At 64.7% G+C, this 25,632-nt stretch carries 24 protein-coding genes; 3 read left to right on the top strand and 21 right to left on the bottom strand.

Features of this window, described 5'->3' with window-relative positions; translation table 11 throughout:
• Positions 1 to 94: 94 nt before the first annotated feature.
• The 11 genes from LQ564_RS15270 to LQ564_RS15220 form a co-directional block, all read right to left on the bottom strand.
• Positions 95 to 871, bottom strand: a complete 777-nt coding sequence (locus LQ564_RS15270; protein WP_231058950.1) for an SDR family oxidoreductase — start codon at positions 869 to 871, stop codon at positions 95 to 97.
• Between the two features lie 103 nt (positions 872 to 974).
• Positions 975 to 3,659 carry a M16 family metallopeptidase gene (locus LQ564_RS15265; protein WP_371873502.1) on the bottom strand — a complete coding sequence of 895 codons (2,685 nt, stop codon included), beginning with the start codon at positions 3,657 to 3,659 and terminating at the stop codon, positions 975 to 977.
• A gap of 138 nt (positions 3,660 to 3,797) precedes the next feature.
• Positions 3,798 to 4,247 (bottom strand): CBS domain-containing protein, encoded by a 450-nt coding sequence (locus LQ564_RS15260; protein WP_231058948.1) that lies wholly within the window; start codon positions 4,245 to 4,247, stop codon positions 3,798 to 3,800.
• Positions 4,248 to 4,504: 257 nt separating this feature from the next.
• Positions 4,505 to 4,849: a DUF3579 domain-containing protein gene (locus LQ564_RS15255; RefSeq protein ID WP_231058947.1), complete on the bottom strand. Its 345-nt coding sequence runs from the start codon at positions 4,847 to 4,849 to the stop codon at positions 4,505 to 4,507.
• Between the two features lie 99 nt (positions 4,850 to 4,948).
• A complete protein-coding gene (locus LQ564_RS15250) occupies positions 4,949 to 5,908 on the bottom strand; it encodes a CobD/CbiB family protein (protein ID WP_231058946.1) in 960 nt (319 codons plus the stop codon).
• Between the two features lie 113 nt (positions 5,909 to 6,021).
• Positions 6,022 to 6,687 carry a CoA pyrophosphatase gene (locus LQ564_RS15245; protein ID WP_231058945.1) on the bottom strand — a complete coding sequence of 222 codons (666 nt, stop codon included), beginning with the start codon at positions 6,685 to 6,687 and terminating at the stop codon, positions 6,022 to 6,024.
• Between the two features lie 68 nt (positions 6,688 to 6,755).
• A complete protein-coding gene (rplS, locus tag LQ564_RS15240; protein WP_231058944.1) occupies positions 6,756 to 7,142 on the bottom strand; it encodes a 50S ribosomal protein L19 in 387 nt (128 codons plus the stop codon).
• Positions 7,143 to 7,257: 115 nt separating this feature from the next.
• Complete coding sequence (gene trmD, locus LQ564_RS15235; RefSeq protein WP_231058943.1) at positions 7,258 to 8,019, bottom strand: tRNA (guanosine(37)-N1)-methyltransferase TrmD; 762 nt, start codon at positions 8,017 to 8,019, stop codon at positions 7,258 to 7,260.
• A 26-nt stretch (positions 8,020 to 8,045) separates the two neighbouring features.
• Positions 8,046 to 8,579 (bottom strand): ribosome maturation factor RimM, encoded by a 534-nt coding sequence (rimM, locus tag LQ564_RS15230; protein ID WP_231059002.1) that lies wholly within the window; start codon positions 8,577 to 8,579, stop codon positions 8,046 to 8,048.
• A 37-nt stretch (positions 8,580 to 8,616) separates the two neighbouring features.
• A complete protein-coding gene (rpsP, locus tag LQ564_RS15225) occupies positions 8,617 to 8,865 on the bottom strand; it encodes a 30S ribosomal protein S16 (RefSeq protein ID WP_036216003.1) in 249 nt (82 codons plus the stop codon).
• Positions 8,866 to 9,021: 156 nt separating this feature from the next.
• On the bottom strand, positions 9,022 to 9,777 hold the full coding sequence (locus LQ564_RS15220) for an AAA family ATPase (protein WP_231059001.1): 756 nt from the start codon (positions 9,775 to 9,777) through the stop codon (positions 9,022 to 9,024).
• 77 nt (positions 9,778 to 9,854) lie between these two features.
• On the opposite strand from LQ564_RS15220, the gene LQ564_RS15215 reads away from it, so the two are divergent.
• Complete coding sequence (locus tag LQ564_RS15215; protein ID WP_231058942.1) at positions 9,855 to 10,268, top strand: NINE protein; 414 nt, start codon at positions 9,855 to 9,857, stop codon at positions 10,266 to 10,268.
• A 109-nt stretch (positions 10,269 to 10,377) separates the two neighbouring features.
• On the opposite strand, the gene LQ564_RS15210 is transcribed toward LQ564_RS15215, so the two are convergent.
• The 5 genes from LQ564_RS15210 to LQ564_RS15190 form a co-directional block, all read right to left on the bottom strand.
• Positions 10,378 to 12,168, bottom strand: coding sequence for an acyl-CoA dehydrogenase (locus LQ564_RS15210; protein ID WP_231058941.1), 1,791 nt, complete (start codon positions 12,166 to 12,168; stop codon positions 10,378 to 10,380).
• A 198-nt stretch (positions 12,169 to 12,366) separates the two neighbouring features.
• The gene (locus tag LQ564_RS15205; RefSeq protein WP_231058940.1) at positions 12,367 to 13,308 is read right to left on the bottom strand and encodes an electron transfer flavoprotein subunit alpha/FixB family protein; all 942 of its coding nucleotides are present in this window, start codon (positions 13,306 to 13,308) and stop codon (positions 12,367 to 12,369) included.
• Between the two features lie 19 nt (positions 13,309 to 13,327).
• Positions 13,328 to 14,077 carry an electron transfer flavoprotein subunit beta/FixA family protein gene (locus tag LQ564_RS15200; RefSeq protein ID WP_231058939.1) on the bottom strand — a complete coding sequence of 250 codons (750 nt, stop codon included), beginning with the start codon at positions 14,075 to 14,077 and terminating at the stop codon, positions 13,328 to 13,330.
• A 197-nt stretch (positions 14,078 to 14,274) separates the two neighbouring features.
• Complete coding sequence (locus LQ564_RS15195; protein WP_231059000.1) at positions 14,275 to 14,502, bottom strand: sulfurtransferase TusA family protein; 228 nt, start codon at positions 14,500 to 14,502, stop codon at positions 14,275 to 14,277.
• Positions 14,503 to 14,781: 279 nt separating this feature from the next.
• A complete protein-coding gene (locus LQ564_RS15190; protein ID WP_231058938.1) occupies positions 14,782 to 15,783 on the bottom strand; it encodes an OmpA family protein in 1,002 nt (333 codons plus the stop codon).
• A 242-nt stretch (positions 15,784 to 16,025) separates the two neighbouring features.
• Here LQ564_RS15190 and LQ564_RS15185 point away from each other — a divergent pair, with 242 nt between their 5' ends.
• Entirely contained in the window at positions 16,026 to 16,664 is a 639-nt protein-coding gene (locus LQ564_RS15185) for a PEP-CTERM sorting domain-containing protein (RefSeq protein WP_231058937.1), read from the top strand.
• A 56-nt stretch (positions 16,665 to 16,720) separates the two neighbouring features.
• Here LQ564_RS15185 and alaS read toward each other — a convergent pair whose 3' ends face one another.
• From alaS to ugpQ, 3 genes are all read right to left on the bottom strand, one after another.
• Positions 16,721 to 19,330: an alanine--tRNA ligase gene (gene alaS, locus LQ564_RS15180; RefSeq protein ID WP_231058936.1), complete on the bottom strand. Its 2,610-nt coding sequence runs from the start codon at positions 19,328 to 19,330 to the stop codon at positions 16,721 to 16,723.
• Between the two features lie 281 nt (positions 19,331 to 19,611).
• The gene (locus LQ564_RS15175; protein WP_231058935.1) at positions 19,612 to 21,279 is read right to left on the bottom strand and encodes a flagellinolysin; all 1,668 of its coding nucleotides are present in this window, start codon (positions 21,277 to 21,279) and stop codon (positions 19,612 to 19,614) included.
• Positions 21,280 to 21,380: 101 nt separating this feature from the next.
• The gene (ugpQ, locus tag LQ564_RS15170; protein ID WP_231058934.1) at positions 21,381 to 22,145 is read right to left on the bottom strand and encodes a glycerophosphodiester phosphodiesterase; all 765 of its coding nucleotides are present in this window, start codon (positions 22,143 to 22,145) and stop codon (positions 21,381 to 21,383) included.
• 717 nt (positions 22,146 to 22,862) lie between these two features.
• Between ugpQ and LQ564_RS15165 the strand changes: the two genes are divergently transcribed.
• The gene (locus LQ564_RS15165) at positions 22,863 to 23,291 is read left to right on the top strand and encodes a DUF3597 domain-containing protein (protein ID WP_231058999.1); all 429 of its coding nucleotides are present in this window, start codon (positions 22,863 to 22,865) and stop codon (positions 23,289 to 23,291) included.
• Position 23,292: 1 nt separating this feature from the next.
• Here the strand turns inward: LQ564_RS15165 and LQ564_RS15160 are convergent, their stop codons facing one another.
• Both LQ564_RS15160 and trpS read right to left on the bottom strand, forming a co-directional pair.
• Positions 23,293 to 24,342, bottom strand: a complete 1,050-nt coding sequence (locus LQ564_RS15160) for a zinc ribbon domain-containing protein (protein ID WP_231058933.1) — start codon at positions 24,340 to 24,342, stop codon at positions 23,293 to 23,295.
• Between the two features lie 142 nt (positions 24,343 to 24,484).
• Positions 24,485 to 25,513: a tryptophan--tRNA ligase gene (gene trpS / locus LQ564_RS15155; RefSeq protein WP_231058932.1), complete on the bottom strand. Its 1,029-nt coding sequence runs from the start codon at positions 25,511 to 25,513 to the stop codon at positions 24,485 to 24,487.
• Positions 25,514 to 25,632: the final 119 nt, after the last annotated feature.

Here is a 25,632-nt window from a genome sequence, read left to right as displayed (position 1 = left end):
CGCCACCATTACCGTTACCCTCAAGACCGTCATATGCCCCAGTGGGGCGTACGACGGTCTTTAGGCCAGAGGGGAAGGCCGGCGGTGCGGTGACTCAAACAGCTGTGAAACCACCATCAACCACCAACTCGTGCCCATTCACATACGACGCCTGCTCCGAACACAGCCACAACGCCGCATTCGCCACCTCAGCCGCCTCCGCGAACCTGCCCATCGGCGCCGGCGCCTCCAGCTGCCCTTCCTCGGCGGCGCGCGCCATGTGCGGGGTCTTGACGGCGCCCGGGCACAGCGCGTTGATGCGGATGCCTTCGCGGGCGTATTCGGCGGCGGCGCTCCTGGTCAGGCCGACCACCGCGTGCTTGCTGGCCGCGTAGATCGCGCGGTTCGGCGCGCCGACCAGGCCGGACACCGAGGACACGTTGACGATCGCCCCGCCGCCCTGCTTGAGCATCTGGCGCAGCTGCAGCTTCATGCACAGCCACACGCCCTTGACGTTGGCGCCCATGATGCGGTCGTACTGCTCTTCCTCGCCATCGGCCAGCGGCGCGGCTTCCTCGTCGACGCCGGCGTTGTTGACCGCGAAGTCGAGGCGGCCGTAGTAGTTGATGGTCTTTTCGATCAGCGCGGCCACGTCGCCCGACCTGGCGATGTCGCTGCGCACGAACAGCGCCTTGCCGCCCGATTCGACGATCATGGCGGCGGTCGCGTGGCCGCCGTCGATGGCGGTGTCGGCCACGACGACGCAGGCGCCGGCGCGCCCGAAGGCAAGCGCGGTGGCGCGGCCCAGGCCGCTGGCGGCGCCGGTGACGAGAGCGACTTTGCCGGTGAATGGCAGTTCCGCCACCGGCTGCGCTTTGGATGTCCCTTTCATGATGCTCCTGATGCTATGCAACTGATGCTTCCCAAAGGAAACATTCTAACGCAGCAGAACGCTTCTGTCACAATGCGGAACGTATCGTGTTGCTATTTTGGCGTCATTTCCCGCTTTCCTTCGCCTTGCCCTGGTCGCCGGCCATCACCACCGACAACTTAGCGGGGTCGATCGCCTTGCGGAAGGCGGCATTCAGCTGCGGCAGGGTGACCGCCATCAGCTTGCGCTCGAAGGCGGCCGACCAGTCATAGGTGCGGCCGCGGTACAGGAAGCCGGTCCAGCCCGAGGCCAGCACGGCGTCGTTGGCGCGGTTCTGCAGGCGCTGCTGCATCAGGCCGGACTTGGCGTCGGCCAGTTCGGCGGCGGTGAAACCGTCCTTGACGGCGCGCGACACTTCCTCGCGCACGGCGGCGTCCAGCTTGCGCAGGTTCTGCGGCGCCGCGATCGCGCTGATCGACAACGCGCCGGCGCGATCGAGGTCGCCCGCATCCAGGCTCGAGCCGCCGCCATAGGACAGGCCATCCTTCTGGCGGATGCGGTCCATCAGGCGCGACTTCAGGCCGCCCTCGCCGAAGATGTAGTTGGCCAGCATCAGGGCCGGATAGTCCGGATCCTCGATGTTCAGGTCGAGGTTCATGCGCGCGGTGTAGAAGCCGTTTTCCTTGTCAGGCGTATCGATGAAGCGGCTGGCGGCCGCCACCTCGGCGTGCCTGGTCAGCACCGGCGCCACATGGGCGGAGGCGGTCCACTTGCCGAACAGGGAATCCACCAGCGGCACGATCTCCTTCGGGTCGAAGTCGCCGACGATCGCCATCTCGGCCGGGCTGCTGTTGTGGAAGGTTTTATGGAAGGCGGCCACGTCTTCCAGGCCTGCGGCCTTGACGTCCTCGATGTCTTCTTCGAGCGTGTTGGCGTGGCGGATGTCGCCGCGCGGGTACTGCTCGAAGTGGGCCGCCAGGGCGCGTCCCGCCACGCTTTGCGGCTCGGCCCGGCTGGCTTCCAGGCCGACCAGCATCTGCTTGCGCAGCTGCTCGAATTCGCTCGCCGGGAAGCTTGGGTGCTGCAGCACGTGGGCCGCCAGCTTGAGGGCTTCCGGCAGGTTCTCGCGGGTGGTCTGGAAGTGCTGCGGGCTGCCGCTCATCTTGAGTTTGTCGAAGGCGTCGGCCAGCTGGGCGCGGCTGTACTGGGCGGTGCCGCGCATCAGCATGGCGCCGGTCAGGGCGGGAATCGCGCCCTTGCCGAACAGGTTCTTCTCGTCGCCGAAGTGCTGGCGCAGGTCGACGGTGACGGTCTCGCCGCGGTTCTTCTTGGGCAGCAGCGCCAGCTTCACGCCGCCGGCGGTGGTGAGCTGGGTGCGCTTCATGATGTTGGCCTGGCTGGGGTCGAAGTCTTCCGACACCAGGCTCGACGCGCTCGGCTTGAAGTCCTTCATCACCGCGTCCACGCTTGGCGCCGGCGGGATCGCGGCGCGCTGCGAGGCGTCCTCGGGCACGAAGGTGCCGGTCACGCGGTTGCTGCGTAGAAAATAGCGGCCGCTGGCGGCGGCGACCTGCTCGGCGCTGGTCGTCTTCAGGCGTTCGCGGCCCAGGAAGTACAGGCGCCAGTCGCCAAGCGCGATCATCTCGGACAGCGCCACGCCGACCGCCTGCGGGTCGTTCAGGCTGCGCTCGATCGTGTTCATGTAGGAGCGGCGCACCCGCTCCATTTCTTCGCTCGTCGGCGGGTTCTTGGCGAATTCCTCGACGGCTTGCGTCAGCGCTTCGCGCACCGGTTCGATCGGCTCGCCCTTCTTCACGATGGCGCCGAAGTATTGCAGGCCGGGTGCGAAGCCAGTCTGGGCGAAGCCGAACACCTGGCTGGCCTTGCCGGTCTCGACCAGCAGCTTGTGCAGGCGGCCGTTGGGCGCGTCGCCCAGGATCTCGCTGGCGAAGCCGAGCGCTTCGGCATCGTCCTGCAGGTCGGACGGCACCTTGTAACCGAGCGCGACGATCTGCACGTCGCCCTGGCGCCGCACCGCGAAGCTGCGCTCGCCGTCCTGGGTCGGCTCGACGGTCCAGAACTGCGGCAGCGAACGCTTCGGCTTGGGGATGGCGCCGAACAGGCGCTGGATGGAGGCCAGGGTCTTGTTGGCGTCGAACTTGCCGGCCACCAGCAGCACGGCGTTGTCGGGCTGGTAGTAGGTGCGATAGAAGCCCTGCAGGTTGGCGATCTTGACGTTCTCGATGTCGCTGCGGTTGCCGATGGTCGAGCGGCCATAGCTGTGCCAGTCGTAGGCCACGCTCTGCATGCGCTTGATCAGCACGTTCACGGGCGAGTTCTCGCCGCTCTCGTACTCGTTGCGCACCACCGTCATTTCGGAATTCAGGTCCTTCTGGGCGACCGGCGAATGGACCATGCGGTCGGCTTCCATCTGCAGCGCCCAGTCGAGGTTGTCCTGGGAGGCCTGGAACACTTCGTAGTAGTTGGTGCGGTCGAGCGAGGTGGTGCCGTTGAAATCCATGCCGCGGCGCGCGAACTGGCCGGTGATGTCCGGGTTCTTCTTGGTGCCCTTGAACAGCAGGTGCTCGAGCAGGTGGGCCATGCCGGTCTCGCCGTAGTTCTCGTGGCGCGAACCGACCAGGTAGGTGACGTTGACCGTGATCGAGGGGCGCGAGGCGTCCGGGAACAGCAGCACCTTCAGGCCGTTGGCGAGGCGGTATTCGGTGATGCCTTCGACCGAGGGGCCGAGAGTGACGCCTTTCGGCAGCGGCGCCGGTTCAAGTTTTGCGGCCCAGGCCGCGCCACCCATCACGAAGGCCAGGGCGCCGGCCGCGATCCCGGTCAACAGGCGTGCGCCGACGCCGCGTTCGATCAAGTTGGCTTCCCTCGTCCAGTTCATGTGTCCACCCCGCAAGAAAGTTAATGCGGGATGGTAACAGACCAAAGACTATTGCCGTGCGCGCCGCTCGTGAGCTTGTTGCCAAGGACTGATCCTGGACAACTCTCCCATCTCTTCCGCCAGGAATTCGAGCAGGTCGTCCGCGCTGACGATGCCGGCCAGGCTGCCGCTCCCGTCCACCACCGGCACCCGGCGGATGCCGCGCAGACGCATTTTCTCGATGGTTTCGTAGACGTCGTCGCTGTCGCGCGCGGTGAGCAGGTCTTCGCTCATGATGTCGCCGACCTGCAGGCTGGCGGGGTCCAGGCCGGGCGCGATGACGGAGACCACGATGTCGCGGTCGGTCAGGATGCCGACCGGGACACTGGCGCCGTCGAACCGGTCGACTACGATCACGTCGCCCACGTGCTGGCGCCGCATCAGGAGCGCGGCGCCCTGTACGGTTTCGTCGCGGGTGCAGTGGGTGGCCTGGCTGGTGCAGATTTGGCCGATGTGCATGGTTTCCCCCCTGTTTGTGCGGGGAAAGGATGAGCAAGCAGTATGCTGGGGACATTGGGTACCGGCCTACGCCGGCACGACGGTCTTCAGGCTAGTGGTAAAAGCAAGCTCGGCCACGTCCCCACGCACGTCGTTCCGGCGAAGGCCGGAACCCAATTCCTGCCTGCAGACCACGACCTCAACTCAGGCCCCACAAACAAAAACTGGCACTACGACTTTCATCATAGCGCCAGTTCGATAATCCGGTAGGTCCGCCCTTAGCCCTTTTTCTCATCCGGCGGCGGCACGAAGCACGCATCCGCCACCTGCAAATCGTTATCCTTGGCAAAGTTCAGCACGAAGTGATACGCCAGCGGCTCGACCTTCTGCAGCTCGCGGCTGACCACCACGGCTTTCACCCCATTGACGATGGTCGGGTGCACCCAGGGGGAAAACTGGAGGTGGGCGTTGCGGCCGGCGCTGCCGGGGGCGAAGCAGGACATGACGCCGCACAGGCGCTCGGCCCAGTCGCTGGGACGGAACTGCCTGCCTTTGCTGGTGATGCCCAGGATGAAAAACTCGTCCTTCAGTTTTGCATCCGTGGTGTGCGGTAACTCGGCCATAGTGCTGCTTGCTGATACAAGAATACTGCGTGGATGAGAACAACCCCAGTATTATATCTTATAGAAGACCTGCGGACGAGGCCCGTTACAACCTGAGCCTCAACCGAGCCACACCACGCTCGACAGCAGGAGCAGCAGGATCATCCACAGGATCAGCGCCCGCCACACCAGCCCGACCGTGCTCTGCAGCGCGCGCAGGTTCGGTTCCTCGCCCGGCAGGAACTCGGCGTCGCGGTCGCTCAGGTCGACCGTGGCGGCGTCCATCGGCAGCGGCTGCGGCGCGTTCTCGAGCGGCGTGCCCAGGCGCACGCCCATGGCGCCGCCGCCGGCGGACAGCAGGATGCCCTTCGACTCCTCCGCCCAGCGATAAGCGAAATTGCGCCAGGCATAGATCGCATCCTCGAAATTGCCGACCACGGCGAAGGCGACCGCCGTCAGGCGCACCGGAATCCAGTCGATCCAGTAAAAGGCTTTCGCGGCGAACCGGCCGAAGGCCTCGTTGCGCATGTGGTCCGGTTCGTTCCAGGCGCGCGCCAGGTATTCGGACACGCGGTACATCACCGCGCCGGCAGGCCCCAGCGGCATCAGGAACCAGAAGAATACGCCGAATACGTTGCGGTGGGTGGTGATCAGGGATTTTTCGACCGCCACCCGGCTGATCTCGGTGGCGTCCATGCCGACGGTGTCGAGGCGGGTCCATTCGGCCAGCAACTGGCGCGCGGTGGCTTCGTCGCCCTGGTTCAGGGCCAGCTGGATCGAGGTGAAATAGTGGCTGTAGTGGCGGAAACCGAGCGTGAGGTAGACGATCAGCACGTTCCAGGCAAAGGCCAGCAGCACCAAGTTGTAGTGCATGAAGAACCAGTAGACCAGCCAGGTCGGCAGCATCAGGGCCAGCATCATGAGGATCCAGCCCATGCGGCCATTCTTCTGCTCGCCCGCATTGAACCAGCCTTCGATGCGCATCGCGAAGCCCTTGATGCCACCATAGACCTGGTTGTCGGCGCGCAGCGGTTTCAGCTGTTCGATGATGAGCGCGACCAGGATGGAGAAAAATGTCATTCAGGAATCCTTTTTTGTTCTGGCAATACCATGCTGCCCGCTACGATAACGGAGAAGCGGGCGGGAATCAAATCGGGAAATGGAGGCAGGGCTCGGGTTCGCCCCGTGGACGGTCAGGCGCGCAGGAAATGGTAGAGGTTGCGCAGCATGGCCGCCGTCGCACCCCAGATGAAGTAACCCTGGTAGGGCATCGCATAGAAATTGCGCTTGCCCACGCCGTCGGGCAAGGCCACAGAACGGCGCTCGTGGTTGGCGCCGGACATCAGGAAGTTCAGCGGCACTTCGAAGATCTCGGCCACCTCGCCCGGGTCGGCGCTCAGCTCGAACGGCGGCTGCACCAGCGCGACCACCGGCAGCACGCGGTAGGCGCTGATGGTAACGTGTTCGGGCAGCACGCCGATGATCTCGACGTGGCGGCGGTGCAGGCCGATCTCTTCTTCCGCTTCACGCAGCGCGGTCTCGATCGGCGAGGAATCCAGTTCCTCGGCGCGGCCGCCCGGGAAGCTGATCTGGCCCGCATGGCTGATGTGGTCGGTACGCTTGGTCAGCAGCACGGATAAGCCGTCGGGCCGCGCGACCAGTGGCACCAGCACGCTGGCGCGGCGCAGGCGCAAGGCGGGCGCGGCCAGGGCTTCGTCGGAGGTTTCCGGATCCCAGGGCAAGGTCTGCGCGAAGCGCGCGCGCACGGCTTGCACGCTCAGCTGGGACGGCTGGAGCGGCGGCTCCCCGGCCAGGCCTTCGACCGGCATCAGGGCGGGATCAAACAGAGGCTTGCTCAAAGCATATTCTTTCGACACATAAAGAAAAAGGCATCCTTGCGGATGCCTTTTTCAGGACACAGTAGCGATTACTCAGCTGCTGCTGCGGTCTTGACTTTACGCTGCGGCAGTTTTTCTTTGATACGTGCCGATTTGCCCGAACGCTCGCGCAGGTAGTACAGCTTGGCGCGGCGGACGTCACCACGACGCTTCACTTCGATCGAAGCGATCAGCGGCGAGTACAGCTGGAAGGTACGCTCGACGCCTTCGCCCGACGAGATCTTGCGAACGATGAAGTTCGAGTTCAGGCCGCGGTTACGACGCGAGATGACGACGCCTTCATATGCCTGGGCGCGCTTGCGGTTGCCTTCGACAACGTTGACGCTGACGACCACGGTGTCGCCCGGTGCGAAGTCAGGGATGTCGCGGCCGAGGCGCGCGATTTCTTCTTGCTCGAGTTGTTGGATCAGATCCATTTTTATTACTCCAATGACCATCTTGCCGGCGCGGAGGTACTGCGTTGCCCGGTAGAGGATGGGGTTAAACAAGCGGACAACATGTCCACCTTCACATGCGCACGAGGCACATTCTTTACTCGGCGGGCCGGTTCAGCTCCGCCAGAAACTTTTCATCGGCCTTGGTCAGCTGGCCGGCGGCGCGCGCCTTGTCCAGCAGTTCCGGCCGTTTCTTCGATGTCGCTTCCAGCATGCGCTGGCGGCGCCATTTCATGATTTCCGCGTGGTTGCCTTTCAACAGCACCGGCGGCACCGCTGCGCCTTCGTAGACTTCCGGACGCGTGTAGTGCGGCGAATCGAGCAGGCCGTTGACGAAACTGTCTTCGACCGCCGATGCTTCGTCGCCCAGCACGCCGGGCAGCAAGCGCACCACCGCATCCATCAGCGCCATCGCCGGCAATTCGCCGCCCGACAGCACGAAGTCGCCGATCGAGATTTCCTCGTCGACGCAGCGGTCCAGCAAGCGCTGGTCCACCGCTTCGTAGCGGCCGCACAGGATCACCAGTCCCGGCTCGTTCTTCAAGGCCATCGCACGTTCGTGCGTCAGCGGCTTGCCCTGCGGCGACATGAACACCACGCGCGGCGCCGGCAAGCCGAGCTCGACCTGGCGCTGCTTGGCGGCGGCAATGGTCGCCTCGAGCGGCTTCGCCAGCATCACCATCCCGGGGCCGCCGCCGTAGGGGCGGTCGTCCACGGTGCGGTGGCGGTCCTGCGTGAAATCGCGCGGATTCCAGATCGTCAGACCCCAGCGCTTCTGCTCGATCGCGCGCCGGGTCACGCCCGACTGCGTCAATGCCACGAACATCTCTGGAAACAAGCTCACGACGTCAAACTGCATCGGGACCTCGCTTCAGAAGGACCGGGTCAATAATCCAGACCCCAGTCCAGGGTAATCTTCTTGCCGCCGAGATCGACGGTCTTGACGAACTGATCCACAAACGGCACGAGGCGCTCCGACACTTTCGCATCCTGGGCACCTTCGACCGCCACCGGCGTGATCCGCAAAATCGATTGCGCGCCGTTGTGCATCATGTCGGTCACCTTGCCGAGGGCTTCACCCTCCAGGTTGACCACGTCCAGCCCGATCAGGTCGGACCAGTAGAATTCGTCTTCTTCGAGCTTCGGGAACTCGCTGCGCGCCACGAACACGCCGGCGCCCTTGAGCGCCTCGGCGTCGTTGCGGTCACGCATGCCGACCAGGGTGGCGACCACGTCGCCGCCATGCAGCTTCGCGCTCCGCACGGAGACGCAGCGCTGGGCCGGCTTGTCGAGCCACCAGGTCTTGACCTTCAGCAGCGCGTCGGCGTCGACCGAGAAGGGAGTGACACGCAGGCCACCCACGATCCCGAATGCACCGGACACATATCCGACCTGGACCAGGTCGTCGGGGACTTGCACCCCGGATGCTGCCGAATCGGTCAAACCTTCTTCCTACTTAGGCTGCAGGCTGCTGGTTGGCGACCAGGCGAGCAACGGTCGGCGACAGTTGTGCGCCAACGCCTTGCCAGTGAGCCAGACGGTCAGCTGCGATACGCAGGCCGACTTCAGCGCCCGATGCCATCGGGTTGTAGAAACCGATGCGCTCGATGAAACGGCCATCGCGACGGTTACGCGAATCGGTTGCAACGATGTTGTAGAACGGGCGCTTTTTTGCGCCGCCACGAGCCAAACGGATAACGACCATAATATTTCCAAAAAGTTGTATTGGACGGAGAAAGCCGACGATTATAGCGCGTAAGCCTAGATAGCAGCAAGCGTTTATAGCAACACGGCGGACACGCAACGTGAGGTTCGGCGAATTGAGCATTATCGCGCATTTTTCGCCACAAGGCCAGCCACCCTACTTCTCATCCATCAGGATTGCCAGCATGCGCTCGGGATTGGCCAGGAAGTCATGGGTCACGCGGTAGTGTTCCGTATCCTGGTAGGCAATCTCGCGGATGCCGTGTTCGCCGAACTCGTAGATGAGGGCGTTCGGGTAGGCCATCAGGATCGGGGAATGGGTGGCGATGATGAACTGGCAGCGCTGGCCGACCAGCTGGTGCAGGCGGCTGATCAGGGCCAGCTGGCGCTGCGGCGACAGGGCAGCCTCGGGTTCGTCGAGCATGTAGAAGCTCTGGCCGCGGAAGCGTTCCATGAACAGGGTGAGGAAGGATTCGCCATGCGACTGCGCGTGCAGGGATTTGCCGCCGAAGTAACTCTTGATCGGCGGCCCGAGTCCCGGCTCGCTGTCGAGGCGCTCGATCTCGCTGCCGACGTTGTAAAAACTTTCCGCGCGCAGGAAGAAGCCGTCGCGCGGCCGCTCGATGCCGCGCACCAGGCGCAGGTGATCATGCAGGACCGAGTGCGATTCGTAGGTGGCGAACTTGAAGTTCTTGCTGCCGCCTTCGGCATTGAAACCCATGCCGACCGCGATCGCTTCCAGCAGGGTCGACTTGCCGGAGCCGTTCTCGCCGACGAGGAAGGTGACGTTCGGGTGAAACGGCAGGCGCTCGAGCGAGCGGATGGCCGGAAGCATGAACGGGAATGCCGGCGGATCGAGCGGGGCCGTGGATTTCAGCTGGACTTCTGCTAGATACGAGCGGGTCTTGATCATCGCCGGCGTCACGCAATGCGTGCCTTTCTCATCGTTTTGCACGATACTCGTGCATTCCTGAACTTTTGGCAACGTCCATGGCCGTCCAGCACAAGAACAAGACTTTCGCTACTTTGCTCGCCCTGCTGCTGGGCGGTTTCGGCGTGCACCGCTTTTATCTGAAGGGTGGCACCGACCGTCTCGGCCTGCTGCATCTGTGCGCGCTGCCCGTTACCGGCATCCTGTGGGGGGCGGTGCAGCCGCATCCCTTCTATGTGGTCCTGCCGCTGCTGCTGTCGTATATCGCCGGGTTCATTGAAGGGCTGGTGATTGGCTTGACGCCGGATGAGGCGTGGGACAAGCAATACAACCAGGGGAGCGGGAAGGCGTCACGGTCGAACTGGGTGTTGCCGTTGTTGCTGGTGTTGATACTCGGCGTGGGGGCGATCGTGCTGATTGGGACGATTGCGAGGGTGTTTGATTTGCTTTATACGGGCGGGGCGTACGGCTGACGGTTCGCGTGCAAACTTGGGTCCCGGCCTGCGCCGGGACGACGGTCTTTAGGCCAACAATATATGCACGTCGTTCCGGCGAAGGCCGGAACCCAAGTTCCTTGAGTCGTCAGAACTGCTCGACTTCAAGCGCCAGCACCCCCGGCGCACCTTCGACGATGGCGGTACGCAGGCCCGACGCGCCCGACAGCACGTGATCCGCAAAGAACCGCGCCGTCGCGATCTTCGCCCGCAGGAACGACGCATCGCCCTCCCCCGCGGCCAGCTTCGATTGCGCAACCACGGCCGCACGCGCCATCTGCCAGCCGCCCAGCACGATGCCGGCCAGCTTCAGGTACGGCACGCTGCCCGCAAACACCGCACGCACATCCGACTTCGCATTCGCGACCACATAGTCCACGACTTCCTCCAGCGCCGCAGACCCCAGCTTGAGCTGGCGCGCAATCGCCGCAAATTCCTCGCCCTGCAGCTCGCCCAGCTGGGCTTCGAGCGCGCGCACCTGGGCGATCAGCCCCTTGGCCACCGCGCCGCCGTCGCGCACCGTCTTGCGCCCCACCAGGTCGTTCGCCTGGATGGCAGTGGTGCCTTCGTAGATGGTCAGGATCTTGGCGTCGCGGTAGTGCTGGGCCGCGCCGGTCTCTTCGATGAAGCCCATGCCGCCATGCACCTGCACGCCGTCGCGCGCCACGTTCTCGCTCATCTCGGTCGACCAGCCCTTGATGATCGGGACCAGGTATTCGTAGACGGCCAGGTTGGCCTTGCGGGTGGCTTCATCCGCGTGGTTGTGCGCCAGGTCCGACAGCCCCGCGCCGACGTAGGCCAGCGCGCGCGCCGCCTCGGTCTGCGAACGCATCGACATCAGCATGCGGCGCACGTCCGGGTGGTTGATGATGGCGACCGGGCCCGGCGAGCCCGCCACTTCGCGCGACTGCACGCGGTCCTTCGCGAAGGCGACCGCCTGCTGGTAGGCGCGTTCGGCCAGGCCGACGCCCTGCATGCCGACGCCGAAGCGGGCCGCGTTCATCATGATGAACATGTATTCGAGGCCGCGGTTCTCTTCACCGACCAGGGTACCGATGGCGCCGCCGTGGTCGCCGAACTGCAGCACGGCGGTCGGCGAAGCCTTGATGCCCAGCTTGTGCTCGATCGAGACGCAGTGGGCGTCGTTGCGCGCGCCCAGCGAACCGTCGGCGTTGACCAGGAACTTCGGCACGATGAACAGCGAGATGCCCTTCACGCCCGGCGGCGCGTCAGGGGTGCGCGCCAGCACCAGGTGGATGATGTTCTCCGCCATGTCGTGCTCGCCGTAGGTGATGAAGATCTTGGTGCCGAAGATCTTGAAGGTGCCGTCACCCTGCGGCTCGGCGCGGGTGCGCACGGCGGCCAGATCGGAACCGGCCTGCGGCTCGGTCAGGTTCATGGTGCCGGTCCACTTGCCGCTGATGAGGGGCTCGAGGAACAGCTGCTTCTGCTCGTCCGAACCAGCGGTGAGCAGCGCTTCGATGGCGCCATCGGTCAGCAGCGGGGCCAGTGCGAACGACAGGTTGGCGGCGTGCAGCATCTCCATGCACGGCGTCGCGACCAGCTTGGGCAGGCCCTGGCCGCCGAATTCGCTCGGATGCTGGATGCCCTGCCAGCCGCCATCGGCAAAGGCGCGAAAGGCTTCGCGGAAGCCTTTCGAGGTGGTGACGGTGCCGTCGCGCCAGAAGCTCGGCTCCTTGTCGCCCGCGTGGTTCAGCGGGGCGATGACTTCGCCGCAGAACTTCGCGCTTTCTTCGAGCACGGCGTCGACGGTGTCCGGGGTCGCGTCTTCGCAGCCGGGGAGCTGGTTGATCTCGGCCAGGTTGGCCAGTTCGTTCAGGACGAACTGCATGTCTTTCAGCGGGGCTTGGTAGCTCACCTTTGTCTCCTGATGTAATGCCATAAGCTTCACGTCTCGTTTGGCACTGCCAAACGAGACTTCCGGCGTAGGCCGGAACCCAAGTTTGCTGGCGCCACCACTGACGTCAAACGCCAGAGGTACGCTACGAAATTGGGTTCCGGCCTTCGCCGGAACGACGGATCATGTGTTGGTGGTGGATGCCACCTGCAGTATGGATTAGCCCAGTTCCTTGACCAGTTCCGGCACCACGTCGAACAGATCGCCCACCAGGCCATAATCCGCCACGGAGAAGATCGGCGCTTCCGGATCCTTGTTGATGGCGACGATGGTCTTCGAGTCTTTCATGCCGGCCAGGTGCTGGATCGCGCCCGAGATGCCGACCGCGATGTACAGGTTCGGGGCGACGATCTTGCCCGTCTGGCCGACTTGCCAGTCGTTCGGCACGAAGCCGGCGTCGACCGCCGCGCGCGAAGCGCCCATGGCGGCGCCCAGCTTGTCGGCCAGGGGTTCGAGCAGCTTGAAGTTGTCGGCCGAGCCGATGCCGCGGCCGCCCGAGACGATGATCTTGGCGGCGGTCAGTTCCGGACGGTCCGACTTGGCCAGTTCGCGGCCCACGAAGGTCGATTTGCCCGAATCGGCGACGGCGCTCACCTGCTCGATCGCGGCCGAACCGCCGGTCGCGGCGGAATCGAAGGCGGTGCCGCGCACGGTGATGACCTTCACGCTGTCGCTCGACTGCACGGTGGCGATAGCGTTGCCGGCGTAGATCGGACGCTCGAAGGTGTCCGGCGACTCGACCTTGGTGATTTCCGAGATCTGGGCCACGTCCAGCTTGGCGGCGACGCGCGGCAGGATGTTCTTGCCGTAGGCGGTGGCCGGGGCCAGGATGTGCGAGTAGCTGCCGGCGATCGCCAGGATCTGCTCGGCGACGTTCTCGGCCAGGCCGTCGGCGAAGTGCGGCGCGTCGGCGACCAGCACTTTCGAGACGCCCGCGATTTGCGCGGCGGCTTCGGCGGCGGCGCCGCAGCCGGAGCCGGCGACCAGGATGTGGACCTCATTTGCCCCACCTTCGCCGCACTGGGTGGCGGCAGTAACGGTGTGGTGGGTAGCGCCCTTGAGGGAGCCGTTGTCGTGTTCAGCAATGACGAGTGCGACCATGTTCTTTTCCTAAATTTGATTAGATAACCTTGGCTTCGGTGCGCAGTTTCTGCACCAGGGTCGCCACGTCAGGCACCTTGACGCCGGCCGAGCGCTTGGCCGGCTCGGTGACCTTCAGGGTCTTCAGGCGCGGGCTCACGTCGACGCCCAGGTCTTCCGGCTTGACGGTTTCCAGCGGCTTCTTCTTGGCCTTCATGATGTTCGGCAGCGTCACGTAGCGCGGCTCGTTCAGGCGCAGGTCGGTGGTGACGATCGCAGGAAGAGTCAAGGCAACGGTTTCCAGGCCGCCGTCGACTTCACGGGTCACGGTGACTTTGCCGTCTTCCAGCACCACTTTCGACGCGAAGGTGGCTTGCGGCCAGCCCAGCAAGGCAGCCAGCATCTGGCCGGTCTGGTTCGAATCGTCGTCGATCGCCTGCTTGCCCAGGATGATCAGCTGTGGCTGTTCCTTGTCGGCCAGCGCCTTCATGATCTTGGCCACGGCCAGCGGCTCGGTCTCGCCACTGGTCTCGACCAGGATGCCGCGGTCGGCGCCGATCGCCATGCCGGTGCGCAGGGTTTCCTGGCACTGGGAGACACCCACGGACACGGCCACCACTTCGGTGACCTTGCCGGCTTCCTTCAGGCGCGTGGCTTCTTCCAGCGCGATCTCGTCGAACGGGTTCATCGACATCTTGACGTTGGCGATATCGACGCCGCTGCCGTCGGACTTGACGCGGACCTTGACGTTGTAGTCGACCACGCGTTTGACGGGTACCAGGACTTTCATAGGGTGCCTTTAGAAAATGGAATGGACGAAAATGGCCTAGATTATAAGAGAATTTCGGCTTCAGGTCGAAATTAAAGCACGATCGTGCGATTTTTACCTAGAGGATTCCGACTAAAGTACATGAAAACAAGGTGTCGGGAATCGATGACGGGGCGGGCGCCAGCCTGCCCCGTAGTGTGTGTGCGCCGCGGAAAAGCTTATTTGCGGCGCATCAGGAAGGTGAATTCACCGTTTTCCACGGTGTGGGCCAGCAGGGCATTGCCGGTCTGCTTGGCGAAAGCCTGGAAGTCGCGCACGGATCCGGTGTCGGTGGCCACGATGCGCAAAACCTGCCCGCTCTCCATCTCGGCGAGTGCCTTCTTGGCTTTCAGGATCGGCAGCGGACAATTCAGTCCGCGCGCATCCAGGTCTTTCTGGAATTCCATGGTGTCAATGTCGATTGTGGTGTCGCTCATCGCATGCCTGCAATAGGTGGTGGTGCTAGGAAGTCGAATACTACTCCTTTTCCGGCAGTATGACGCAGCGCACCAAAATAGTCACACATTGTTGCAAAACTGCAACCAATTGTGAATTCAATCATGGTTGCGCACCACAGGGCGGCAAAGGCGATTCGGGCGGCGCTCGCGCAGCACTATCGCAGTGCGTCGCGCCGTAGATGCGGCCCGCGCCTGCCGATTGCAAGCGAGCGCGGACGCAGGGGGATCTTATTGGGCGACCAGCTCGACGCGGCGGTTCTTCTGGCGGCCGGCGTCGTCGTTGTTCGACGCCAGCGGCGCATACGAGGCCACGCCTTTCGGGCTCAGGCGGCGCGCATCGACCTTGTAGCCGTCGGCTAGCGACTTGACCACGGCTTCGGCGCGCTTCTGCGACAGGCTCAGGTTGCCCGCCAGCTCGCCCTGGTTGTCGGTGTGGCCGACCACGAAGACTTTCAGCTTCTGGTTCTGCTGGAGCATCTTGGCCATCTCATCCAGCGCCGGTTTCGAGTCCGGCTTCACGTCGGCCTTGCCGGTGTCGAAGTGGACGCCGTAGATCGCGACCTTGCCCTCGCTGGTAATGCTCTTGGCCATGTCGGCCGCGTTCAGCGTCGCGGCAACCTTGCCGGTCTCCATGGCCTTGCCTTCGACGATCTCGAGGTAGACCCCGCCGTTGTAATCCTTGACCGGCGAGACGACGTACACGACCGCATGCACGGCCGAGCCGTTCGGCCGCGTGCCCGATGCCGCCAGGTAGCGCATATCGCGCCTGCCGTAGTTGAAGGGGGACCAATAATCCCCGCCTCCCTTGATGAAGTGGCCATCGATCTTGTCGATCCAGTGGTCACCCAGGTCCTGGCCGCAGGTCTCCTTGGCGCAGGCGAAAGCGATCTTGAGGCCGGCTTTTTCCAGCGCCGCCTGGTAGTTGCGCATGACTTCGAGCGAGGAGCGCTCCTTCGGGTAGTTATAGGCGATACGCGTCACCTTGCCTTCGAGCTGGAAGGTCTTTTCGAAGCCCCATTTACCGTCCTTGTTGCGCAAGCGCTTACCGGCCGGCAGCGCGGCTTCGTCGAATTCCTTGACGTCATAGCCGACCAGCTTCGAGCCTTCGAAGCGCGACAGCAGCGGATGATCCTTGGCGTCCTTGACGGTATCGGCCTTGGGCATCTGGCCATGCGCGAGCGACGCCGCGCCGAAGAAGACCATGAACCCGAGAAGACGATGAATGCGCATACCTGTTCCTGTTTGTCTTGATGAACCGACGATTCTAGGAACAGCTCTGTACGGCTGCAATGAATACGCACCGTGCATGGTCAATCGTGCGCGACCATGCAATCTGCATGGCGGTGTCGGAAAATATTACAGCGATTGGAAACGTTACCAATCGAATGTATGTAAGTCCTTGTTTGCACAACAAATCGCCTGCTTGGCACAAGTTTTGCAATAACGTCATCTCCCACAACAAGGAGACAACCATGTTTGCAAACCTGCTCCGTACGACCCTGCTGTGCAGCGCCCTCTTCCTCACCGGCGCCGCCAGCGCCGCCCCGATCGCATTCGTCCCCGCCAACGACCCGGTCGGCTTCGACACGGCCGGCACCGAATACGCCGTTTCCAACGACAGCTGGTGGATGGGCCGCGGCCTCACCTTCAACGTCAGCTCGGCCCAGGCGATCAACAGCATCGGCCTGCTGCACGACCTCACCGGCATCGACCTGTCCTTCGGCCTGTACGAAATCTCGAAGACCAGCATCACCCTGAGCAAGACCGCGACCCTGGCCAGCGGCGGCGCCAACGTCACCACGAACGGCCGCGAGTGGATTGACTTCGACCTCGGCGGCCTGGTGCTGGAAGCCGGCAAGGATTACCTGCTGGAGTTCGCGTTCACCGGGGACGCCAACAGCAACTTCTACTACAACAACCTGAACGAACCGTGGAGCCAGGGCGCCTTCACCGGGCTGGATGGGACCATGGGGCCGGAGCTGCAGAACTTCGTGGTGGCGGGTTTCCGGATCGATGCGGTCGATGCAGCCGCGGTGCCGGAGCCGGGCTCGCTGGCCCTGCTGGTGATCGGTGTCGCAGCCCTCGCCCGCCGACGCCGCGCGCAAATTTGACGTTCAAATGCAAACGCCGCCCGGAGGCGGCGTTCGTTGCGGGGAGCGTGTAGAGCTTAAGCGCGCTCGCCCACCCAGGTTGCCACGCCGGCCAGCGCCTGCGGCAGGCCCGACGGATCGGTGCCGCCGGCCTGCGCCATGTCCGGACGGCCGCCGCCCTTGCCGCCCACTTGCTGGGCGACGAAGTTCACCAGTTCGCCGGCCTTGACCTTGCCGGTGGCGTCCTTGGTCACGCCGGCGATCAGGCTGACCTTGCCTTCGGAGACGCTGGCCAGCACGATGGCGGCGGTCTTCAGCTTGTCCTTCAGCTTGTCCATGGTCTCGCGCAGCGCGGTGACGTCGGCGCCTTCCATGGTCGCGGCCAGCACCTTGATGCCGTTGACGTCCACGGCCTTGGTCACCAGCTCGTCGCCCTGGCCGGCGGCCAGTTTCGACTTCAGCGCGGCCACTTCCTTCTCCAGCGACTTCACCTGGTCCTGCACCTGGGCGATGCGCGACGGCAGTTCGTCCGGGCTGGTCTTCAGCGCGCCGGCGGCTTCCTGCAGCTTGCGGTTGATCGACTGAACCAGCGCCAGCGCGCCCTCGCCGGTCACGGCTTCGACGCGGCGGATGCCGGCGGCGACGCCGCCTTCCGACACGATCTTGAACAGGCCGATGTCGCCGGTGCGGGTCACGTGCACGCCGCCGCACAATTCTTTCGAGGAGCCGATGTCCAGCACGCGCACGCTGTCGCCGTACTTCTCGCCGAACAGCGCCATCGCGCCGTGCTTCACGGCGTCGTCGAACGACATGTGCTGGGCCTGGGTCGCGTGGTTCTCGAGGATCTCGCGGTTGACGATGGCTTCCACTTTCGCGATTTCCTCGGCGGTGAGCGGCGCGCCATGGCTGAAGTCGAAGCGGGTCTTGTCCGGATCGACCAGCGAGCCTTTCTGCTGCACGTGGCTGCCCAGCACTTCGCGCAGGGCCTTGTGCATCAGGTGGGTCGCCGAGTGGTTGCGGATGGTGCGCGCGCGCTTGACGGTGTCGACTTGTGCGTCGACCGTGTCGCCGACCTTCAGCGAACCTTCGCGCAGCACGCCGTGGTGGCCGAACACTTCGGCCTGGATCTTCAGCGTGTCCTCGACTTCGAACACGACGCCGCCGGCGGCGATGGTGCCCTGGTCGCCGACCTGGCCGCCCGACTCGGCGTAGAACGGAGTGGTGTCGAGCACCACGATGCCTTCCTGGCCGGCCTTCAGTTCCTGCACCGAGACGCCTTCCGCGTACAGCGCCAGCACGTGGGTGTTATGGGCCAGCGAGTCGTAGCCGACGAACTTGGTCTTCTCGCCCGCATACTCGACCTTGGCGGCCATCTTGAACTTGCCGGCGGCGCGCGCGGTCTTCTTCTGCTGCTCCATCGCGGCGGTGAAGCCTTCCTCATCGAGCGTCACGCCGCGTTCGCGGCAGATGTCGGCGGTGAGGTCGAGCGGGAAGCCGTAGGTGTCGTACAGGGTGAAGGCGGTGGCGCCGTCCAGGTTTTTCGCGTCCTTGGCCAGCTGCGCTTCCAGGATCTTCATGCCGTTTTCCAGCGTCTCGCCGAAGCGCTCTTCCTCGGTCTTGAGGGTCTGGGCGACGCGGTCCTTGGCGTCGCGCAATTCCGGATAGGCTTCGCCCATCTCGAGGTCGAGGTCGGCCACCAGCTTGTGGAAGAACGGGCGGGTTTGCCCCAGCTTGTGGCCGTGGCGCAGGGCGCGGCGGATGATGCGGCGCAGGACGTAGCCGTGGCCTTCGCTGCTCGGGATGATGCCGTCGACGATCAGGAACGACGCCGCGCGGATGTGGTCGGCGATGACCTTCAGCGAGTTGTTGTTCAGGTCCGTGGCGCCGGTTTCGCGCGCGGCGGCCTTGATGAGGGCCTGGAACAGGTCGATCTCGTAGTTGCTGTGCACGTGCTGCAGCACCGCGGCCAGGCGCTCCATGCCCATGCCGGTGTCGATCGACGGCTTCGGCAGCGGGGTCAGGACGCCCGATTCGTCGCGGTTGAACTGCATGAACACCAGGTTCCAGATCTCGATGAAGCGGTCGCCGTCTTCTTCCGGCGAACCCGGAGGACCGCCCCAGATGTCAGCGCCGTGGTCGTAGAACACCTCGGTGCACGGGCCGCAGGGGCCGGTGTCGGCCATCTGCCAGAAGTTGTCCGATGCGTAGCGCGCGCCCTTGTTGTCGCCGATGCGGATGATGCGCTCCTTCGGCACGCCGATTTCATTGGCCCAGATGTCGTAGGCTTCGTCGTCCTCGAAGTAGACGGTGACGGTCAGCTTCTCGGCGGGCAGCATGTAGACCTTGGTCAGCAGCTCCCAGCAGTAGTTGATCGCGTCGCGCTTGAAATAGTCGCCGAAGCTGAAGTTACCCAGCATCTCGAAGAAGGTGTGGTGGCGCGCGGTGTAGCCGACGTTTTCCAGGTCGTTGTGCTTGCCGCCGGCGCGCACGCAGCGCTGCACGGTGGTGGCGCGCGAGTACGGGCGCGTATCCAGGCCCAGGAACACATCCTTGAACTGCACCATCCCGCTGTTCGTCAGCAGCATGGTCGGGTCGTTGCCCGGCACCAGCGGGCTGGAACGGACGATGGTGTGGCCTTTGGACTCGAAGAACTTGAGGAACTTTTCGCGGATTTCGGAGGATTTCATGTCGTGGGGGCGGAAATGGGGGAGCTTGCGCTATAAAAAAACGATTATAGCGTAGCTGGGCGTGGGGTTATCGGGCGGGCCGATATTTACGGGACGTGGGGAACGGTGGCGCTGGTGGGTGCGCAACCAACTTGGGTTCCCGCCTTCGCGGGAACGACGTGCAAGGGTAGCGGACCAGCGATGGCGTCGTAAATCCGCGACCTTGACACCGTCGCACGCCCCACTGGGGCCTGCGACCTCCGGCGCAGGCCGGAGCCCAAGTTGACTTTCGCAGCGCAGAGTTAGCGCAACAGCGACAACACCGCCCTCGGCTGCTGATTCGCCTGCGCCAGCATCGCCGACGCCGCCTGCTGCAGGATCTGCGCCCGCGTCAGCCCCGCCGCCGAAGACGCGTAGTCGACGCCTTCGATCCGCTCCTTGGCCGCCGTCATGTTGAGCGACTCCGTCTGCAGCGCAGTCGCCGCGACGTCGAGCCGGTTGCTGGAGGCGCCCACCACCACGCGCTGCTTGTTGACGAAGTCGAGCGCCTCGTCCACGTGCAGCAGCGAGATGGCGCCGTTCTTCATGTCGAGGTTGGCCAGGCCGAGCGCGCGTGCGTTCATGGCCGAGAACTGCAGCTCGATGAACTCGCCGGCGCCCTCTCCGGCCTGGATCTGCACCCGACGTATGCCGGTGCCGCCGCCGAGCTCCGGGTAGTCCACGTCGAACTTGGCCAGCCCGTCCTTGGCATTGTTGTCGCCGGCGTCCGCCACCACCTGGCGCGCATCGCGCGGCGCCGCGCCGTCGGCGTCCAGCCCGCCGATCGCGCCGGTGTCGGCGTTGGTCAGGTCGACCCTGGTGTTCACGAAGTTCACCCCGTTGGCGCCGAAGTCCGAGAGAAAAGCCGCGGTGGACGCGATCTCTCCCTTGCTGACGGCGTTCAGCGCCTGGTCCAGGGTCGATCCCGCGTTCTCGCTCAGATGCTGCATCACGCCCTTGATGCCGCCTTCCACGCCCAGGCCCTTGAGCTTGTCGTGCAGGTAGCGGCTGGCCAGGTAGCCGCCCTCGTAGACGAAGCCGCCGCCGGCCACGCCGCCGACGATGGCCGCAACCGAATTGCCGCTCGCGATCGAGCTGCGCACGCGCTCGTCGGCGCCCTGGATCAGTTCCGCCGTGCCTTCGACGAACCACTGCGGCAGCGCGGTGAAGTTCATGGTGCGCGACATCACCGCATGCGCCATCTCGTGGGCGACGACGCGGTCGTTGTAGTAGGGCGAGCCGCCGCCGTCGCGGGTGTCGCCGCCGCCGAAGTCGGCCATGTCGAGGTTCAGGTGCAGGTTCGTGTACTTGCCGCCGACGACATTCCCCGACACCGAAGCCAGCACGCCGGCGCCGCCGTCGGTGGTGTCGAGGTTCACGGTGATCTTGACCCCGTCGCCCTCGATCCCGTAGTACTGCTTGACCATCTGCTCGGCCGAACTGAGCCAGCCGGTCTTGAGGCCGTCCAGCACGCGCCGCTTCTTCTCGTCGCCGCCGATGCTGCCGCCATCCTGCGAAAACAGGGTCTCGCCATTGAACTTGGTCTGCTCGCCCACTTGGTTGATGTGGGCGAGGATCTCGAGCGCTTCGGTCCGCAGGGCGGCGCGGTCGCCGTCGACATAGGTGGCGTTGCCGGAAGCGACCGCCAGTTCGCGCAGGCGCTGCAGGCGCTCGACCACGTTCGCCATCGCGCCTTCGGCCACCTGCAGCATCGAGGTGCCGTCGTTGATGCTGCGCAGCGTCTGGCTCATGCCGCGCTGGCCGGACGAGATGCGCGCGGCGATCGCCTGGCCGGCCGGATCGTCCCTGGCCGCGGTGATGCGCGAACCCGAGGACAGCTGTTCGATCAGCTTTTCCTGGGTCCGGTCGTGCGATTTGAGCGCGCGCTGCGCGCCCATCGAGAGGACGTTGGTCGTGATTGATAATGACATTTTGGCATGCACCTGGGGTGGTCGCCTGTCATTAACGACAACTGCCCGCGCTGCTTGAGGCGGACGATGACAAATTTGATAAATAGTTTATCGAGATGGCGCTAGCCGGGTGCGCGCCCGAAATCCGGGCCGATCAGGTCGATGCGGTCGGTGCAGAAGGCTTCCACGCCCCAGTCCAGCAGCTCGGCCGCGCGCGCCGGCTCGTTCACCGTGTAGCAGAACAGGCCGAAGCCGGCGTCGCGCACGGCCCGCGCCAGGGCCGGCGTCAGGTGGCGGTGGTTGGTGTGGATCGCGCGTGCGCCGACCGAGCGCGCGATCGGATCCCAGCCGGGCGGCAGCTCGCTCATCAGGCAGGCGCGCGGCAGGTCCGGCGCGGTGCGCTGGGCCGCTTCGAGCGCGGCCAGGCTGAACGAGGACAGCAGCGGCACACGGGCCGGTTCGCCGTGCGCCAGCTCGTCCGCGAACAGGGCGCGCGTGATGCGGGCGACGGTCTCGCCGGTCTCGACGTCGAAGCCGCGCGCCGGCTTGATCTCGATGTTCATCCAGATGCCGTTGGCCTTGCAGAACTGCGCGAACTCGACGAACAGCGGCACTTGTTCGCCCCGGTAGTCGGCGCCGAACCAGCTGCCGGCGTCCATCCGCGCCAGCTCCAGTCCGTCGTAGTCGAACACGTGGCCGGCCCCGCTCACGGTGCGGCCCAGGTAGGGGTCGTGCATCACCACCGGCACGCCGTCGCGCGCCAGCATGACGTCGAATTCGATCGCGCGAAAGCCGAAGTCCATGCCGCGCCGGATGCCGGCGAAGGTGTTCTCGGGGGCCAGGGTGCCGCCGCCGCGGTGCGCCAGGATCCGGGGATAGGGCCACATATGCGATTTCCTTCCAGGTGTCGGGCGATGCGGCAAACGGACCATGGATAAAAGATTACCCGCCTCGGGTCGTTATGTCCATACGGAAAATGGTCGAGTTCGCCGCGCGACGGTGGGATAACGTACAGAGGATTTGCTGTCAAACCGCCTACCCTCGACCTTCGAGCAACCCACGAGCAGGAGAACCAGATGGCATTCGACTTAGGCAATTTATTGTCGCAATACCTCGGCGGCGGCAACCCCGCCCAGGCCGCGGACGACTTCGACCGCGTCGCCCAGAACGCGCCGCGCGCCACCGTCGCCGAAGGCGTGGCCAACGCGCTGCGCTCGAACCAGACCCCGCCCTTCCCGCAAGTCGTCAGCCAGCTGTTCGGCCAGAGCGACGCCAACGGCCGCGCCGGCATGCTGAACCAGCTGCTGGGATCGGCGAACCCGGGACTGCTGTCCTCGGTTGCGGGCGGCATCTTCGGCAAGATGTTCGGCGGCGGCAACCAGGTCACTCCGGAACAGGCTTCGCAAGTCTCGCCGGACCAGGTGCGCGAGCTGGCCGAGCAGGCCGAGAAACAGAATCCCGGCATCGTCGACCGCATGAGCGACTTCTATGCCGAACACCCGACGCTGGTCAAGGCGATCGGCGGCGCCGCGCTGGCGCTCGCCCTCGGCCACGTGGCGCAACGCATGCGTCCCTCATCCACCAACGCTAATGAAGGAAAAGACATGGGCATCCTGAGCAATATCTTCCACAAGATCTTCCCGTCCTCGCACCCGGCCAACAAGGGCGCCGCCGCACCGGCGCCGCAGGCCCAGCCGCAGGCTGCACCGCAGGCCGCACCGCAGGCCGCTCCTCAAGCGGCCCCTCAAGCCGCGCCGGCCCCGGCCGCGATCCAGCAGGTCGACGTCGAGCAGATCCTGACCCAGATGCAGCAATCCTCCGGCCAGCAACTGAACTGGCGCACCTCGATCGTCGACCTGCTCAAACTGCTCGGCCTGGACAGCAGCCTGCAGGCGCGCAAGGAACTGGCCGCCGAACTGCACTACTCGGGCGACACGAGCGACTCGGCCTCGATGAACATCTGGCTGCACCGCCAGGTCATGAACAAACTGGCCGCCAACGGCGGCAAGGTGCCGGCCGACCTGCGCGACTGATTCAATCGGGCAGACTCGTGTTGGCCGCCGTCCCGCAGGAAAAGCAGAACCGCGCGAACGCGTTCTTGCGGGACGAGCAGCACCCGCACTTGTCGAACAGCCCGATCCCGCAGTGCGGGCAGTAATCCAGGCTGGCGTCCTTCAGGTCGACCGGCCGTTCGCAGCCCGGACACACGCCCTTGCCCAGCCGGGCCAGGGCGGTGTCGTAGCTGAGCGTCTGGCGGCGCTGCGCGTCCGGCAGCGCCTCGGCCTCCTTCTGGCGCGCCAGGTAGCGCTGCAGCGACAGGATCGCATAGCGCCCGACCAGGAAGGTGATGATGATCCCGACCAGGTAGCGCACGTAGCCGCCGTAGCTCGGCAGGTAGGGCACCAGCTCGAAGAAGAAGGTGAACAGGGCGAAGATGATGAAGCCCCATACGAAGGGCCACCAGGTTCCCTTGCGCTTGCGCGCGAACATCCAGCCGGCCAGCACTAGCAGCGGCAACGTCAGCGCCAAGCGGTACAGGAAAATCCGCAGTTCCTGCCCCTGCGCCGCATCGATGAAGGCCGCGCGTGCGGGCTCTTCCATTTTCTCCCAACGGTCGCGCGCCCTTTGCTGGACCTGGTCGGCGTCGAGCAGGATCTGCTGCTGCGCCTGCACGGCCGCGAGCGCCTCGCGCTCCTGGGCTTCCAGCACATCGAGTGCCTTGGTGCGGCTGATGAGTTCCGGGTCCTGGTCGGGCCGCAGGGTGGCGCGGCGGGTGGCGAGCCAGTTGTCGAAGGTCTCGCGCGCGGTGCGGGTGTTGGCGCGCGCGACTTCGTGCTTTTGCGTGGCCTGCTCGACGGCGAGCTGGGCGGTGTCGTGCTGATCCTTGGCTTTTTCCTGCTCGACCCGTAGCGCATTCACTTGCGCCGGGTCCATGAACTCTTCCAGGGTGAGCTCACGTTCGACGTCGCGCATATTGCCGACGACGGCGCTGCCGAGGCCGATCAGGAAGGCCGCGAAGGCGAAAGCGACCAGCCACAACGCGCGTTGCAGCCATTTTTCGGTAAAGCGCAAGCCTTTGCTCATGGAATTTCTCCCGTGACAATAAAGCGCCAAGCTTGCCACGGGATGAAGGTGCGTTCCAGTATCAAACGCAAGAGCGGTATGCAATGCTACGCCAGGTAGCGCAACACGATACCGGGTGGACGGCTTTGCCGCCCACGCCACATCAGAAGTAGGACAGGCCGAGGGCCTTGCGCACCTCGTCGGTCGTCTGCGCCGCCACTTCGCGCGCGCGCATGGTGCCTTCCTTCAGGATCTGCAGCACCTGCCCGCGGTCCTTGGCGAACTCTTCGCGGCGCGCACGGATCGGCGCCAGCATGTCCTGCAGGATGCCCTCGAGGCGCTTCTTGACCACGCTGTCGCCCAGCCCGCCGCGGGTGTAGTGCGCCTTCATCTCTTCCAGGCCGGCCTTGTCGTTGTCGAAGGCGTCCAGGTAGATGAAGGCGACATTGCCCTCCAGGTGGCCCGGGTCCGATACCTTCAGGTGCAGCGGATCGGTGTAGACCTGCTTCACGGCCGCGCGGATCTCGTCGGCGGAGGCGCCCAGGTTGATGGTGTTGCCCAGCGACTTGCTCATCTTGGCGCGGCCGTCGATGCCCGGCAGGCGGCCGACTTCCGGCACGATGGCCTTGCACTCGACCAGCACGTCCTGGTCGCGGCCGTAGCTGCGGTTGAACTTGCGCACGATCTCGTTGCACTGCTCGATCATCGGGATCTGGTCCTCGCCCACCGGCACCACGGTCGCCTTGAAGGCGGTGATGTCGGCGGCCTGGCTGGCCGGGTAGGTCAGAAAGCCGGCCGGGATGTCGCGCTCGAAGCCGCGCTGGATGATTTCCTGCTTCACGGTCGGGTTGCGCTCGAGGCGCGCGACGGTCACCAGGTTCAGGTAATAGAAGGTCAGCTCGGTCAGTTCCGGGATCTGGGACTGGATCAGGATGGTCGTGCGGGCCGGGTCGATCCCCACGGCGAGGTAATCGAGCGCCACTTCGACCACGTTCCGGTGTACCTTACCAATGTCATCCATATTGTCGGTCAGCGCTTGCGCGTCGGCCAGCATGACGAATTGGCGGTACGTGTCCTGGTAGGCCACGCGGTTGCGCAGGCTGCCCACGAAGTGGCCGAGGTGCAGCGGGCCGGTCGGACGGTCGCCGGTCAGGATGATTGGTGCGGAAGGGTTGGGGGTTGCAGAGCTCATCGGGTTTCCTGTTATTTAGTTACCCCGATCCTGCCGCGCTAGATGTGAAAACGCCACCTGGATCGAGGCGGCGTCAGTCGAAATGCAGATCATTCCTGTGGCCGCGTGCTAGGAGCGGC

Origin of the sequence: Massilia phyllostachyos, from assembly GCF_021044825.1 — a bacterium.
Lineage (GTDB): Bacteria > Pseudomonadota > Gammaproteobacteria > Burkholderiales > Burkholderiaceae_D > Telluria > Telluria phyllostachyos.
Note: the sequence above shows the minus strand (reverse complement) of the source record. Positions and strands in the feature narration are given on the sequence as shown.